The following is a 14,888-nucleotide window of genomic DNA, read 5'->3' on the forward strand; positions in this document are numbered from 1 at the left end:
CGGCTTCCTTCAGATTCGCAGTCACCCGCGACACCCTTGCCTTAAGCTATACACTTCCCACTACTAGGGCGTGTTCGGGACTTGCACCCGTTGGATTGCGCCCATGCTGGGCGCACATAAAAAAAGCGCTGTACAGCAATAACGTACAACGCTTTCAAACTATTTGATATTTTGCATGATGACCGCTTTGGCAGATATATAAGTAATTATGAAGTAACTCCCAAAAATTGCCAGAGTAAAACCTGCTGTAATCCATAGATTAAGCCAGATATCGAGGTCACCCAGCATCCTGACGATATTGCTTGCCACATTGATTCCAACAATCGAGTGTACCACTGTCAGCGCTAATGGAAACATGAAATATGAGGCAATCTGATTAAAAATCGAACTTGACAAACACTTCTTAGATACACCGAGTTTTGAAAGCAGCAAATAGCGTTCCACGTTATCACTGGTTTCTGTCAGTTGTTGCAGTGCAAGCATTACAGCACTAGACATCATAAATATGATACCAACATATACACCTACATAAGAAACAACCGTCTTGATTCCGACTGATTCCAACAGAATATCTTCCCTAAGGGTACCAAAGGCATAATAGATTCTCTCAATAGAACTGATTATCTTCCCAAATGCTTTTGTAGCCTCCAACTGGTCCATGTCTCTGTAATCGATATTCATAAAATGCGCACGAAGCTCCAAGTCAACCAACAAACCTTCATTAACAATCAAAGTGCCCGTATTGGTAAGCACCGGCCTATTACTCAGAATTTGCCTTTTCACATCAACAAGGTCAAGGGTCATTCCGCCAAAATCAAACTTTCCCCCAACTCTGCTTAGATCATCGTAAAACGACTTGAGCTTATTCACATCATAAACCACAATCGCCTCATCTTGCTTTAGCTCAACAATCGGTTCACCAGCTAATCTTAAATAATCATTATAATCGTCGATCGACATCGCCTGAAGTTTTATCGACGCTAAAAAATCGTCGCTATATCCGTGATATGCCTCTGCGTTAACCAATGATTTCAAATCCATATTCGTAAAATAGACGCGTTCCAAACTGATTTGGTCCCGTGAGAATCCACTGCGGACAGCAATGTCAACTAAATCGGGAGGCACATCGTCTTGAACCCATAAATCGACACCCGCATCAAAAGGCAGGCTCTCCTCCAAATTGGCTTCCAAGACCTGAGCGATTCCCATACCTGTGCTGAAGGTTCCAATCGCAATCAGCATCAAGATGCAAACCAGCGCCATCAACAAATAGGTTCCAGTAAGCTTGGCATGAATCTGTTTGACGGTGAACATATTGATTCCTCGGTAATAGACTCTGCCATGCTTTGTCAGCAGCAAAATCAATATGCTCGTAAAGGATTTAAAAAAGAGTACTGTCCCTAAAGAACCGAACAGGATAGAACCCTGAAACTCTAAATCCAGACTCATCATACCGTTTTTCATAATTAGGTGATAAGACACACCGATCATGATAACTGACAGTAAGAAGACAAGACTATGAAAGAGTAAATTCTTGTTCCTAAGCTCATCATTCCTAACCTTCGCATATAAGAGATCGATCAGTTTTAGTCTTGAGATAGTGAATGTGTTAAGGACTATGTCCAGAATGAATATGACACTAAAGAATACAATCGATTTAACGAATGCGGGCACTGAAAAGATAAATTGAAAACTTGAAAGATCCGCTTTAAATAGATTTGCAGTCACAATAGATAAAAAATGAGAGGCAACGACGCCCATCACTAGTCCGCAAACCAGTGAAACAAACCCAATAAGAACAGTCTCAAGCACAAGTATGGCGGACACAGATAGTCTGTTCATACCGAGAACCATATAGATTCCAAGTTCCTTTTTTCTGCGCTTGATAAGAAACCGATTCGCATAGACCATTAAAAAGACAAGCACAGCCGAAATGACTCCTGAAAAATAATTCATCACCTCATTGATCACACTTAAGCTTTCAAGCTGCGGATCCGACAAGACCAGCATCGCCTTTTGGGCACCGATAGAATTGAAAGAGTAAAACAAGCATATCCCAAAAGTCAGCGTTAAAAAATAGATTAGATAATCCTTAACACTCTTTCTAATATTTCCTACAGCAAGTCTAAAGTACATGAGCATTATCCCCTCCTAAAAGAGTCAACACATCAATGATTTGAGCAAAAAATTCACTTCTGGAATCCGTACCGCGTCTAAGTTCGGTGAATACTTCACCGTCCTTAATAAACACTATCCGGTGGCAGTAGCTAGCAGTAAAGGCATCATGGGTAACCATCAGAATGGAAGCCCCCTTCTTTTGATTAAGCACTTCAAAGCTTTCCAGTAGCTGCCTAGATGATTTTGAATCAAGCGCCCCCGTAGGTTCATCCGCTAAGATCAAGGACGGACTTGACACAATCGCCCTGGCGGCCGCGACCCTCTGCTTTTCACCACCGCTCATCTGGTAGGGGTACTTGTTCAAAATATTCTCGATAGAAAGCGTAGAAGCCACTTCCTTCACAGAGTCCTCAATCTTTAGGCGGTGCACTCTTGTCATCGTAAGGGCAAGAGCAATATTTTCAAAGCCTGTTAGGGTATCCAGCAGATTGAAATCTTGAAAGACAAAACCTAACGAGTCCCTTCTGAATTTTGCCAGCTGTTTGCTCTTAAGCATCGTTACGTTCTCGCCGTTTATGGTGATCTGCCCCGCAGTAGGACGGTCTATCGTGGCTATGCAGTTTAAAAGCGTTGTTTTTCCACTCCCTGATGCGCCCATTACGCCCACGTATTCACCTTTTTTCATTTCTAAAGATAGGCCGTTAAGCGCCTTAGTCACATTTCCCTTGTTTCCATAATATTTTTCTAACCTGTTCACACTCAATACGTTTTCCATACTACCTCCTTAAGCACGTTTTATGATTCTAGCTTAACGCAGTTCACGATTAGATTACATGTATCTTCATAACAATTAACTAACAGAAATGTAAGTTAAAAATCCGCATAATTATAGCGATACCTCATATCAGTTCGGCATCGCTAGTAGTTGTTTTGCATAGGTAGGCTTATCGTGATTCTTGTAAACTGGCTTTCGATAGACTCAACACCGATGGCCAGACTCATTTTAGCGCATAAGGTTTTACATAAGTATAGTCCCAGCCCGGTCGATTTGGAGTTCTTACGCCCGTTGACGCCTACAAAGCCCATATTGAACACATTCTCAAGATCCTTTTGGGCTATTCCACAACCGTTGTCCTCGATATACAGCAAAATGGAATGTTCACACTGCCTGGTCCATATCTTAATCGTCAGGTTTTCTTTTCTATACTTGATACTATTAGATACGATTTGCCCCAGAATAAACTGAAACCATTTTGTATCGATCGGCGCGAGACCTTGCACTCCCAGTGTATCAACACTTGCGCCGATTCCAATCAAGGATTTGGCCTTTTTCTTAATGACTTCATTGACAACTGGTCGCAGCTCGACTGTCTTAATCGAATAATCGTTAGACAGCTGCGTTGATCTTGCATAAAACAGTGCCTGTTCGATATACTCTTCAATTCTTGCCATCTCATCGGCAAGTCCGCTAGTGCCGCTAATCTGATCGTTCTCCATCATCAGCCTTACAGCAGCAATCGGCGACTTAATCTCATGTACCCATGCTTCGATATACTCCCTGTACTCTTTAGAGGCGTATTGATGCATACCGATTTCATCGTTCATACTCTTAAGTGAGGACTGAAGCAGTTCAAACATTACCTGCGCTTCAAAAAAACTTGGGTTCTCAACGACTTCCGCAATCAGGTACTTCTTATCGAGTGTATCTTGAACCGATTCAATATTCTTATAGTAAGTATACCTACGAAATACGTCATAAATCACATAAACAAGATCCGTAGTGATGATCAGCAGTAGGACAAAACCGATCGCAGCCGGAGTCATCATGAACGCCTTAAGCGTAAAGTATAAAGTAACCACCAAAACCGCATGCAGTCCCAACAGTACTTTTTTGTCACTTAGATATCCGAGAAGACTCATACCTTATATCCCATGCCCCGCTTGGTCGTCAAAAAATCCACAGCACCGATGCTGTCAAGTTTCTTTCTCAAACGGTTTACATTCACAGTCAGCGTATTGTCATCGACAAAAGCGTCCGAATCCCAAAGTTCTTCAATGATTTCAGAACGTGACACTATTTCATCCTTATGTTCAATAAGGGTCGTAAGAATGCGAAGCTCGTTCTTTGTCAGTTCAACCTCATGACTACCCTTGCGAACGACCGCGTTCTTAACATCCAAAACCAGCCCTTTATGTTCCAATTTGTTGGCAACCGCCGACTTTACGGTTCTACGTAACAAGGAATTGATCCTAGCAAGCAAGATACGAAGGTTATAGGGTTTGGTGATAAAATCATCGGCACCAAAAGTAATGCTCATAAGCTCGTCCATCTCTGTATCTTGGCTTGTCACGATAATGATTGGCACATCACTTGACTTTCTGATTTCCTTACAGATGTAGTGTCCATCGCTTACAGGCAAATTGATATCCAGTAAAATCAGATCATACCCGCCTGCGACAGACCTTTTGGCCACATCGTTAAACTCATCAAGCGCAATTACTTCAAAACCGTGCTTCTCAAGATAAGTGCTCAACTCTCTGCGAATGCTCTCGTCATCTTCGATAATCATTAATTTAGACATACAACACCTACTTTTTTAACATTCTTTTGAAGATCGTCTTAAAGATGGATTCCTTCTTCTTGACTTTACCCTTCGATTGGTAACTGGCAAGCACTTTTGCCACTTCATCCTTTGAGTAAGCCTTGACTGCCTTATTCTTATCAGATGTTACCGAAGTTTGCTTATTTACAGCAGGTTTACCCGCTTTGTACTCGTAAGTTTTTGCAGGTTTAGAAGCAGCCACCTTTGCCTCTGCCGGTTTGTATTCAACCGGTTTAACAACAACAGGTTTCACAACTGCTGGTTTTACAGTCGCTTTTCTAATAGGTTTTGCCTCTGCCTTCTTATACTTTTCCTTAGCAGGCGACGCATGAACACGTTTTGCAGTGTGTTCTCTCGGTGACTTCTTAGGACCGAACAGTTTAAGTTCGGCTGCAGTCCTTGACGCTCTGACTTCTTGGTCTGTAGGAAGCTCGCCTTCTTCAATCATCGCACCGATGTGCTCTTCAATTTCATAAAGGCTCATGATATCCTCAGCAGTAGCAAGAGTAAGTGCGCGTCCACCGTTACCGGCACGACCGGTTCTACCGATTCTATGAACATAACTATCCCTTTCAACAGGAATATCGTAATTGATTACAAGTGACAGATCGTCCACGTGTATTCCTCTGGCTGCCACATCGGTCGCGACTAAAATCTTAAAGGCCCCCGTCTTAAAACGGTTGATCGTCTTAAGTCTTTTAGCCTGCGAAATAGCGCCGTGTAAGGCTTCTGTAGCATAGCCTTTTCTTTCTAAGTACTCATTGACGCGGTCAACCATGGCTCTCGTGTTACAAAAAATCATGCACGAATCCGGTTGTTCGACCATCAAGAGCCTGTGCATCTGGGTGCGCTTCTCATGATGCTCCACGCGGTAATAGGTTTGATGGATCGAATCCACCGTCTTTGTATCCGACTCAATTTCAATCGTCTCAGGGTTTTTCATATATTCCCAAGAGATATTCTGAATCTCAAATGGCATTGTCGCTGAGAACAATAAAGTAATCCTGTCCTTAGGCAGCGCCTTGATAATCTTAACCACCTGGTCGATAAAGCCCATATCCAGCATCTTGTCCGCTTCATCAAGCACTAAGAACTTAACTTCATTGGTTCTAAAGTTCCCTTGGTTGATATGGTCATAAACCCTACCTGGAGTACCTGTAAGCAGTGAAATACCCTTTTCAAGTTCATCCATTTCGGTATTCATGTTATGTTGCCCATAAACAGCCGTGGCACGAAGAGGAAGATGCTTTGCGATTCTTTTAACCTCATCGTTAACCTGTACAGCCAGTTCTCTAGTAGGAGTCAGGATAAGCCCTTGAGGCAATTTTGACTTTCCGTCGATCAACTGAAGCATAGGAATACCGAACGCAGCGGTCTTACCACTACCTGTTTTCGCCCTAACGATCAAATCCTCTTTATTCATTATAGGTCCAATGGTTCTCGTTTGAACTTCTGTCGGTTGTTCAAATCCCATTTCCTTCAGTGCCTTTAAAATTTCTTCTGATACGCCTAATTCCTTAAATGTTTGTTCCATATTTCCTTCTCTTTCATCTATAAAGTCTCATTATTTGATTGTATCATTGTTCAGATAAAATAGAAAGTTACTTCTAATAGGTAGTGTACTTAAAACAAAGAAAAGCCCAAGAAATTGAATCCTTAGGCTTCCAACTCACTTTTTATTCTTTTTATCTTTATTCAGCTTCCTTCTCATTTTACTTTCAAAAAAAGCCATTTCTTTCAGGTACTTGGAATATTCAGCAAACCTCCACTCCGACAGCTCGCCACTATCAAGTGCATGGTTTATCGCACAACCGGGTTCGTTCTTATGAGAGCAGTCATTAAACCTGCATTTGTCGATCAGTTCTGTGATATCGCTAAATGCTTCGCTCAGACCATCCGTTTGGTCGATAAACGAAATCTCACGCATACCTGGAGTATCAATCAGCCAAGCTCCACTTTCTGTTTTGAGCATCTGCCTGTGCGTGGTGGTATGTCTACCCCTGTCGTCGTTTCTAAGCCCGCCAATGCTCATGACCTCTTCGCCAAGAAGCGTATTGGTAAGCGTCGACTTTCCAACCCCCGAGCTACCGACAAAAACTATGGTCTGCTCAGGTTTAATTCTTGATTTCAGCTCTTCCATGCCGTCATTTGTCAGTACACTGATGACATGTACATGTTCAATACCCGACTGACTCTTGATATCTTCAACCACCCAAATCGCTTCGGGCATCAGATCGGACTTTGTAAGCACGACCTCAACATTTGCCCCACTACTCTTTGAAATGGTCACATAACGTAAAAGTCTTGAAAAATTCAAATCGTGATTCAGTGACATCAAAATGAAGATCGTATCGATATTAGCAGCAATCACCTGTTTATCAAGCCTACCACCAGCAACTTTTCTGCTAAACTCACTAGTTCGCTCTTCAATACGGTGTACAATCGCACGTCCGTTCTTATCCGAATCACGATCACAAAACACCCAATCGCCAACCGTCGGTAGATCAATTACCTCTTGATTGAAAAACGACCCCGCAACCTCACAGTTCACTTCAACGTCATTAATTAAGCACGTAACCAATTTGCCATGCGATGCAATCACACGGCCTTTCCATTCATTCTGATAATCTGTCAAATAAGCCTCCAAAATAATTAAAAGCCACCGACACCATTTGTCGATGGTAGTTTGAATGTTCTATTGTTTTTTATCATTGTCATCGACCTCCTTTAAATACTAGATAACTTAGTTTAGCACAGATTAAGTTATCAAAATTGGAATAAACGATTATAAAAATGTACGAAGTATTTCACCACTTCAGAACGTTTTGTGTTCTGAAACGCCCACTGCCTGTATTTTTGTAGTTTAAAATACGTTTAAGTGCTTGTAACTCATATACCTTATTTTATTGTATGAGGGTTTATGAGTTCACAAAAACATACATCCTCCTGACAACTAACACATTCACTGACCTCTCACTACTTGTCTACTCATCAACTGCCCCACCTTTAAGACAGTTCTTTTTTCTTTGTTAACTTAAATCCAACATTAAGCGCAATATTGATGACCACCACATTCAAAAAGGCGATCAGCACTAGTGCGAGAAGCGTCGTTTGACTTGTCATTATCGCAGTGATCACAACTTTTGTAATCGCACCGATCAGCGATAAGGTATCGATGAACTGTTTTGTATCCAACCTGCCTGCGTATTTTTTCCCCATGTGCATTCCAAGAAGCAGACCAGTCAGGATCACGCTACCCCAATTTGATAGTAGAGCGCTTCCGAACAGGATTTGCAACAGATCACCGCCTAGAGCGATGCCAATTACCAGTACCACAATAACCATTGATTTTTTCATTTTCTTCTCCTCTTAGTAGTTTTCCTTGTTTTTAACATTCTTGCCCACAAAAAAAGCAGCCCATACGGCTGCTCATCATTATTATCTTTATAACGGCAACCTGGCAATCATAGCTTTTACACCTTAGACCCACGGCTTTGCGTCTCAACCTTTCAGTTGATTTGCCAATATTCATTTAAGTACAGTTCATACTGTAACACATATTTTCAGCAAAAAAACACTAATATGCGTGGGGTTCCAATGTTTTTTCAAATAAAAAAACAGAGATCACTTTTTGTAATCTCTGTTTTGATCTTCAATTCACCTTAAAAGGGTTCTTTCTCAATCGTCTTATGTCGTTTTATGAGTAACAGACCGCCTGCGATCAGGGCGAGTGGCCAGATGAACTTGATGAGTCTTGCCAAGGGTTCAAAGGACATGACTTCAATTGTCAATACGAATACGCCGAATGCCGCAAGTCCTAGTCCTAGATACATGGCCCAAGCTGTCGATTTGAACGTGCCCCCATTCGCTTTATGAATGACGTGGATGCCTGCAAAACTCGCTCCTATCATCCAGAAGAATACAGGACCCTCCATCACACCTAAAATAGGTTCGATATTCGCAAATACTCCGACCCCAGCGATCAGCATTGCCGGTATTAAAAAACCTAATGAACGTTTACCTTTACCACCGAAGTAAGCAAGGAAGAACGCTGCCGATACAAACAGCAGAAATAGCTCATCACCTAAAAATCCGATGTTTCCAAGTAACGACACGAGGCCGATTCCGACCAGAATAACTCCTAATAAATTGCCTTTCATAAGTAAACCCCCTTCATAAACATGTTGTTAAGTCTAGTATCCTACAAGAATAAATCGAATTCAAGTAGCTACACTCTTTCTTAATTGTTCTCTAAGGGAATCTTAATCAAAGGATCAATTCACCTGAATCTCCTCTTCTTGCACGGTTAACTTGACTGCAAAGTCCTTCGCCTTGACAAAATATCCGACGCCGTATGACATGATCAGTATGCAAACTACCGTTAAGATCCATCTTACCGTCATGAACTCTCCGCCCAAGAACTTGGCTTCATTGGCAAGCATAGGTACTTTGATGACCGCCCATACGCTCAAGATGATTACGATGTTCACGATGGTCGCACCTTTTTTATAAAGGGCCTTGCAGATCGGAAACGCCGCGTAGATTGGTCCTGCCGAGATGCTGCCTAAAAGAAGAGCCATTAGGTTTCCCTTGAATCCGGCATCTTGTCCTAAGCTCTTGGATATCACATGCTTGGGTACCCAAGCTTCAATCAATACGGTCAGCATGAATACGACCGGCATGATTTGAACCATTTCTATCAAGTAATATGAACTACCCTTTAGGGCGAGTAGTAGCCTTGACGGATCAATGAACATGGTGAGTCCATAACCTAAAAGGACAAGTAAGAACGCCTTGTTATTAAGTAGTTTTTTAAGTTTCATCATAAGATAACCCCCATTGCAAATGCGATAACAAGCGCTGCGACAAAGCTGAAACCGTTTCTGATCAGGGTGAACTTAAGTCCGAACGCCTTTTTTTCGATAGGAAAGGTCATGACGCCAACCATCGTAAGTGTGGTTAAAAATGCCACAGCAGGTACGATGCTTGCACCCGAATCGACAAGAGATCCCACCAGTGGAAAAGCCACAAAAGCTGGAATGAGCGTGATGCTTCCGATTAACGCCGCAAGGACTGTCGATAGGTATCCGGTTGAAGCCCCTAGCACTTTTTCTATTTGCTCCGGCGGTATCCACGCCAGCACCAGACCGATAAGAAAAATAATCGCTACGATTTCGCCCATCATGCTTCCCATTTTGGCTTTTGTTTTTTTCATGGTGCCAAGTGTTTTTTTCTTGTCCTTGAAGAGCGACCAAATCATCCAACTACCAGTGATCACCCAAAACAGTATTGTTAAGATATCCATTGTTTCCTCCTATAAATGTTAATGTACTCTTTCTTGTATGTTAATACCAATGATAGTACAATGAAGACAATCAATCTGTTACCATGGTAACACATTAGGAGGTTTTCATGAAAAACATGATCTTATTAGAAACCGTTGAAGAACTCATCACTCAAAAACAGTTGGATACCACCGACTACTTATACAAAGTTTATTTTAAAAATGAAGTCATCCATTTTGAAGGTGAACGGTGCACGCACTTTGAAATCATCATAGACGGTACCGTATCTGTCGACCGCATCAACGAAAACGGAAATCAGTTGCAAATCGGAACCTTTGAAAACTATGAGATTCTTGGTGGAAACCTCTTGTTTTCATCAGAACCGTTTTTCCCGATGACGGTGACCGCTCAGACAAAGACGCGTCTTTTAGTGATTACTAAAGAAGCGATCCTAAGACTCTGTACAGAGAATCAGGTGTTTTTAACCGAACTCCTAAGGACGATCGCCGATCGGTCGCTGTATCTTGGAGACACCATCAAACGCTACTCTAAAAAGACGATTCGCGAAAACATCATCACCTATCTACAATCAAGATACAGAAGATCAAAATCACCCACCATCGAATTGAGGCTGACCAAAACCGAACTTGCACAAAAACTTGGCGTGGAACGCACCTCGCTTTCAAGAGAACTCCAAAAAATGAAAAAAGATGGCATCATCGATTTTGACAACAAATCAATCACCATCTTAGATCACGACCTATTTGAGCTTTAGACCATCTTGCTCACAAGCTCGATGAGCGCTTCAGTAAAGCGTTCATTGTCACCCGCTGTTCTTTTCTTTATCTTAGTTCCCCGTTTGCCCTGCATTCTGTTCATCTTGTTTTCGTGCCTTGTCTCCAAGACAAAATCGATTGTTTCATTTGTGATGTACCTGCCGTTATTGGTAATGACCTTACCTGATTTTGCAAGCGCCATTGCAGCAAGGCCGTAATCCCCTGTGACCACGACATCGCCTTGCTTCATATGGTTGGCGATATAAAAGTCAGCCGCGTCCCTTGTGGTATCCACTGTTATAACCGCCGCATAATCGCTTGTTATCTGTACCGCATGGTTTTTAACGACAACCGCGTTCCAGTGATGTTTTTTTGCAATTCTTACGCTTTCTTTCACCACGGGGCACCCATCGGCATCGATCCATATGGTACGGGCATTTTGATTTGTGTTTTCAGTCATATTTTTTACTCGCCTTTAAACTTATTTAGATAGATCGCTGCAGATCTAGACATTTCTTTCGAAAAATCGGACATATACTTACGTGTGCAAAAACGGGTGATGAACTCATCATAGTCGAATGACGCCTTATTGGCCCTGTTTGTCATCATCGTACGGTGGTCTTCTTCACTCAAGCGCTTATAGGTGTTCTCTTGCACGATAAACCGTTCTTCAAATCGTGGTGGTTTCTCACGTTCCTTTTGCTGCTCGGTCGGATAACCGAATACAAGCATTGTAATAGGAAGCACGAACTCATCCAGGTGAAGCATTGCCATGTGTTCTTCCGCATTTTCAAGGATATCGCCGATATAACACGACCCTATCCCCAAGGATTCGGCGGCTACTACCGCATTTTGCGCCGCGATCACAGCATCCTGGCAGGCAAGGAGCAAATCACCCGCACCTGGGTCTCTAGCTTCAAGTCCTGCGTGTCTGTAAGCGTCAAGCCATCTTCTGCAATCGGCTAAAAAAATCAGCACTAAAGGTGCTTTTGCGATAAAAGGCTGATCATCGCAAGTCACAGCCAGCCTATCCTTAAGTTCTTGGTCCGTGATGTCAAGTATCGTGTATAACATCTGGTTACCGGCAGTTGGCGCCTGAAATGCAGCGTTCAAAATCGCCTTCTTCTCCCTCTCACCAATCGCTCTATCCTCAAACACCCTAACCGACTTACGCGCCGCAAGCCCTCTCAATACCTCATTCATATAAACTCCCTCCTAAACCTCACTCTTCCCCTCCATTATACCACTATATCCCCCACCCATCACCCATCATCTAATCCCCAATCACCAATCCCCAATCACCAACCCCCAATCACCAACCCCCAATCACCAATCCCCAATCACCAATCAATAATCATCCCTCATTTCTTTTCTTAATCCCCAAAATTCTGGGTATCCATATCCACGCAGTCTAAATATTTGCACTATTTACTCAAACATTGCCTCAACACACTGCTTGTGTTATAGTTGACACTTGAAAACTTAAGGACAACAGAAGGAGTTTATATGTACTCATTAACCAACAAATTGCCATCCACAATGAAAGACAATGTCTTATCCGGCATCACTGTCGCGCTCGCGCTAGTGCCAGAAGCCATCGCCTTTTCTTTTGTAGCAGGTGTCGATCCGCTTGTCGGTCTATACACTGCCTTTATTATTGGTCTGATCACGTCGGCTTTTGGCGGACGTCCTGGAATGATTTCTGGTGCCACAGGCGCAATTGCAGTCGTCATTACAGAGCTTGTGCTCAGCCACGGGCTCGAATATCTGTTTGCAGCCGTTATTCTGATGGGCCTGCTGCAGATTCTTGCCGGCCTGTTCAAGCTTGGTAAGTTTATCAGGCTGGTTCCTCATACAGTCATGATCGGCTTTGTCAACGGTCTGGCACTTGTGATCTTTATCTCTCAGTTCGAGCATTTCAAAGTCGACCACCACTGGTTGACAGGTATGCCGCTACTGATCATGGCTGGACTAACACTCTTAACGATGGGAATCATCAAATTCTTCCCTAAACTGACTAAGGCAGTACCTGCAACACTCGCATCGATTGCTTTTGTGACACTGCTTGTAAACATCTTCAACATCGATACACGCACAGTCGGCGATCTTGCGACCATCTCAGGTGGTTTGCCTAAGTTCCACATCCCCAATGTCCCTGCATCTATCGATATGCTGATTACCATCATCCCTTATTCGGTGATTATGGCGACAATCGGACTTATCGAGTCACTGATGACCATGAGCCTTATCGATGAAACAACCGATACCCGTGGTCATGGTAACAGAGAATGCATCGGTCAAGGTGTTGCCAACATCGTCTGTGGCGTGTTTGGCGGTATGGGCGGTTGCGCGATGATCGGTCAAAGTATGCTAAACATTCAGTCTGGCGGAACAAGACGCATCTCAGGCATCACTGCCGCGCTTTCACTTTTGGCGTTCATCCTGTTCGGTTCAAGTCTGATTTCAATCATTCCGATTGCCGCACTCGTGGGCATCATGTTTGTGGTAGTCATCGCTACGTTTGAATGGACCACACTTAGTATTATCAATAAGATTCCAAAATCAGACGCGCTTGTCATCATCGTTGTGACTATCGTAACTGTATTCACAAACCTTGCTGTCTCTGTGGCACTTGGTATCATCCTATCCGCATTGGTGTTCGCATGGAACAAAGGCAAAAACGTCACAGCGCGTACTCGCATGGAAGACTGCGGTTCTAAAGTCTACTTGCTTGACGGTCCACTTTTCTTCGCATCGATTAAAAACTTTCAGGATATATTCACCATCAACGAAGATCCTGACGATGTGATCATCGACTTTATGAACTCACATGTCCATGACCACTCGGCGATCGCAGCAATCGATGCGATCACTGCAAAATACCTGGCTAGCGGCAAAACCATCCACCTAAGACATCTAAGCTCGGAGTGCAAGGAACTGCTTGAAAACGCGAAGGATTTTGTTGAAGTGAACATCCTCGAAGATCCACGATATCATGTAGCATCCGATAAGTTGGCATAAAATTAAGGACCGAAATATATTCGGTCCTTTTTTAGTATGTTTTGAAGGTGTCATCACGTACTTGCGCTGGTCGCCGCTGCCGATGCTGCGATCACAGCCGCGCTCATGGCTACCTGCTGGGCGATGATGAGGGTCTGAATGCTGTTTGCAAGCACTGCCTTTTCAAAGGTCACTTCACTATCGTCCATGTACTGATACGCGATAAGGCTGCTCGCAAGAATCGTTCTGGTCTTCTTGTCAAGGCTAAAGCCTCCAAAACCCTTTTGCGTCTTTAGCCAGTCGGAGACCTCGAGTACTTCGTCCACAAGGGATTCTGGATCATTTGTCAGTAGTGCCAGCACACCTAGGTTGCTCATCGTGTAGTCTCTAAACTTGTATCCCTTTGACGTAAATGCCTTGTTGACTCTGATTGTTTTTTCGAGCTTCTTATCATAAGGCTCATCACCTATTGCAAGCACATGTGATAGGCTTTGTAGCGCGTTTCCTTTTGAAAACCCATTACTGTGCAGATCACGATAAAAGTCCTCGATCAGCTTTAGGGTGGTTGATGGAACAAGCTCAGTTGCCGCAAGTAACGCTGCAAACACATAGTCGTCCTGCCCTGTTAAGAAAAAGTGCTGTTCTTTCATTCCGTCATAAAACTCATGCATTCTAAAGATCATGGATTCCACCGATTTCTTTGTTTCGTTCTTTGCAAGTATGATGGCTGCCATAGGCAGGTAGGTGCCGCCTTTAAAGCCGCTATCCTTTAAACTATCGTATATCTCTATGGTTCTGTCAAATACGCGTTCTGCTCCTGGCTCCAACCAAATCATCAGTGCGACAAGCAGCTCGTTCATTCCCCTAAATTGCGAGAAGACAGTGGTGTTGCTCTTGATATACTTCCTGATTTCCTTGATTTCCTCCGTATCGACCTGTTTCTTTTCTCCAACAGCCATCAAGGCTCCAAAATAGTTGATCAGGTTATGGTCCCATTTGAACGCCGCTTTGAGCAGGCTGTAATTCTCTACAAAATCAGTTGCCTTTGATTGATATCTAATCATAATGCCCTCTCTTTCAAAAGTGATTTCCCTATCTATAATCAT

At 43.0% G+C, this 14,888-nt stretch carries 15 protein-coding genes and 1 riboswitch; of the genes, 2 read left to right on the forward strand and 13 right to left on the reverse strand.

The features are described 5' to 3' along the window. Positions 1-159: 159 nt before the first annotated feature. The 10 genes from DWB64_RS12155 to DWB64_RS12200 all read right to left on the reverse strand — a co-directional run bounded on the left by DWB64_RS12155 (position 160) and on the right by DWB64_RS12200 (position 10,026). A complete protein-coding gene (locus tag DWB64_RS12155) occupies positions 160-2,142 on the reverse strand; it encodes an ABC transporter permease (RefSeq protein ID WP_129488522.1) in 1,983 nt (660 codons plus the stop codon). Next, entirely contained in the window at positions 2,126-2,893 is a 768-nt protein-coding gene (locus DWB64_RS12160; protein ID WP_129488523.1) for an ABC transporter ATP-binding protein, read from the reverse strand. Before DWB64_RS12160 ends, DWB64_RS12155 begins: the two co-directional genes overlap by 17 nt. A gap of 143 nt (positions 2,894-3,036) precedes the next feature. Continuing rightward, positions 3,037-4,038, reverse strand: coding sequence for a HAMP domain-containing sensor histidine kinase (locus tag DWB64_RS12165; protein ID WP_129488524.1), 1,002 nt, complete (start codon positions 4,036-4,038; stop codon positions 3,037-3,039). Further along, positions 4,035-4,700 (reverse strand): response regulator transcription factor, encoded by a 666-nt coding sequence (locus tag DWB64_RS12170; RefSeq protein WP_129488525.1) that lies wholly within the window; start codon positions 4,698-4,700, stop codon positions 4,035-4,037. The genes DWB64_RS12165 and DWB64_RS12170 overlap by 4 nt, the downstream gene beginning before the upstream one ends. A gap of 7 nt (positions 4,701-4,707) precedes the next feature. Continuing rightward, positions 4,708-6,255, reverse strand: coding sequence for a DEAD/DEAH box helicase (locus DWB64_RS12175; protein WP_129488526.1), 1,548 nt, complete (start codon positions 6,253-6,255; stop codon positions 4,708-4,710). Between the two features lie 135 nt (positions 6,256-6,390). Beyond that, complete coding sequence (gene rsgA / locus DWB64_RS12180; RefSeq protein ID WP_164980388.1) at positions 6,391-7,356, reverse strand: ribosome small subunit-dependent GTPase A; 966 nt, start codon at positions 7,354-7,356, stop codon at positions 6,391-6,393. 371 nt (positions 7,357-7,727) lie between these two features. Further along, a complete protein-coding gene (locus DWB64_RS12185; protein WP_129488528.1) occupies positions 7,728-8,078 on the reverse strand; it encodes a hypothetical protein in 351 nt (116 codons plus the stop codon). 91 nt (positions 8,079-8,169) lie between these two features. Further along, positions 8,170-8,254, reverse strand: a riboswitch (cyclic di-GMP riboswitch). Positions 8,255-8,383: 129 nt separating this feature from the next. Then, positions 8,384-8,881: a hypothetical protein gene (locus tag DWB64_RS12190; RefSeq protein WP_129488529.1), complete on the reverse strand. Its 498-nt coding sequence runs from the start codon at positions 8,879-8,881 to the stop codon at positions 8,384-8,386. 114 nt (positions 8,882-8,995) lie between these two features. Beyond that, a complete protein-coding gene (locus DWB64_RS12195) occupies positions 8,996-9,547 on the reverse strand; it encodes a permease (RefSeq protein ID WP_243118979.1) in 552 nt (183 codons plus the stop codon). Continuing rightward, positions 9,544-10,026, reverse strand: coding sequence for a permease (locus tag DWB64_RS12200; RefSeq protein ID WP_129488530.1), 483 nt, complete (start codon positions 10,024-10,026; stop codon positions 9,544-9,546). The genes DWB64_RS12195 and DWB64_RS12200 overlap by 4 nt, the downstream gene beginning before the upstream one ends. A 107-nt stretch (positions 10,027-10,133) precedes the next feature. Here DWB64_RS12200 and DWB64_RS12205 point away from each other — a divergent pair, with 107 nt between their 5' ends. After that, entirely contained in the window at positions 10,134-10,781 is a 648-nt protein-coding gene (locus DWB64_RS12205; RefSeq protein ID WP_129488531.1) for a Crp/Fnr family transcriptional regulator, read from the forward strand. Here DWB64_RS12205 and DWB64_RS12210 read toward each other — a convergent pair. After that, a complete protein-coding gene (locus DWB64_RS12210) occupies positions 10,778-11,242 on the reverse strand; it encodes a DUF188 domain-containing protein (RefSeq protein ID WP_129488532.1) in 465 nt (154 codons plus the stop codon). The genes DWB64_RS12205 and DWB64_RS12210 overlap by 4 nt on opposite strands. A gap of 5 nt (positions 11,243-11,247) precedes the next feature. Further along, positions 11,248-11,985 (reverse strand): nitroreductase family protein, encoded by a 738-nt coding sequence (locus tag DWB64_RS12215; RefSeq protein WP_129488533.1) that lies wholly within the window; start codon positions 11,983-11,985, stop codon positions 11,248-11,250. A 303-nt stretch (positions 11,986-12,288) separates the two neighbouring features. Here DWB64_RS12215 and DWB64_RS12220 point away from each other — a divergent pair, with 303 nt between their 5' ends. Beyond that, the gene (locus DWB64_RS12220) at positions 12,289-13,803 is read left to right on the forward strand and encodes a SulP family inorganic anion transporter (protein ID WP_129488534.1); all 1,515 of its coding nucleotides are present in this window, start codon (positions 12,289-12,291) and stop codon (positions 13,801-13,803) included. A gap of 53 nt (positions 13,804-13,856) precedes the next feature. On the opposite strand, the gene DWB64_RS12225 is transcribed toward DWB64_RS12220, so the two are convergent. Then, on the reverse strand, positions 13,857-14,846 hold the full coding sequence (locus DWB64_RS12225) for a DUF4003 family protein (RefSeq protein ID WP_164980389.1): 990 nt from the start codon (positions 14,844-14,846) through the stop codon (positions 13,857-13,859). Positions 14,847-14,888: the final 42 nt, after the last annotated feature.

The sequence above is a fragment of the Fusibacter sp. A1 genome, assembly GCF_004125825.1.
Classification (GTDB): Bacteria; Bacillota; Clostridia; order Peptostreptococcales; family Acidaminobacteraceae; genus QQWI01.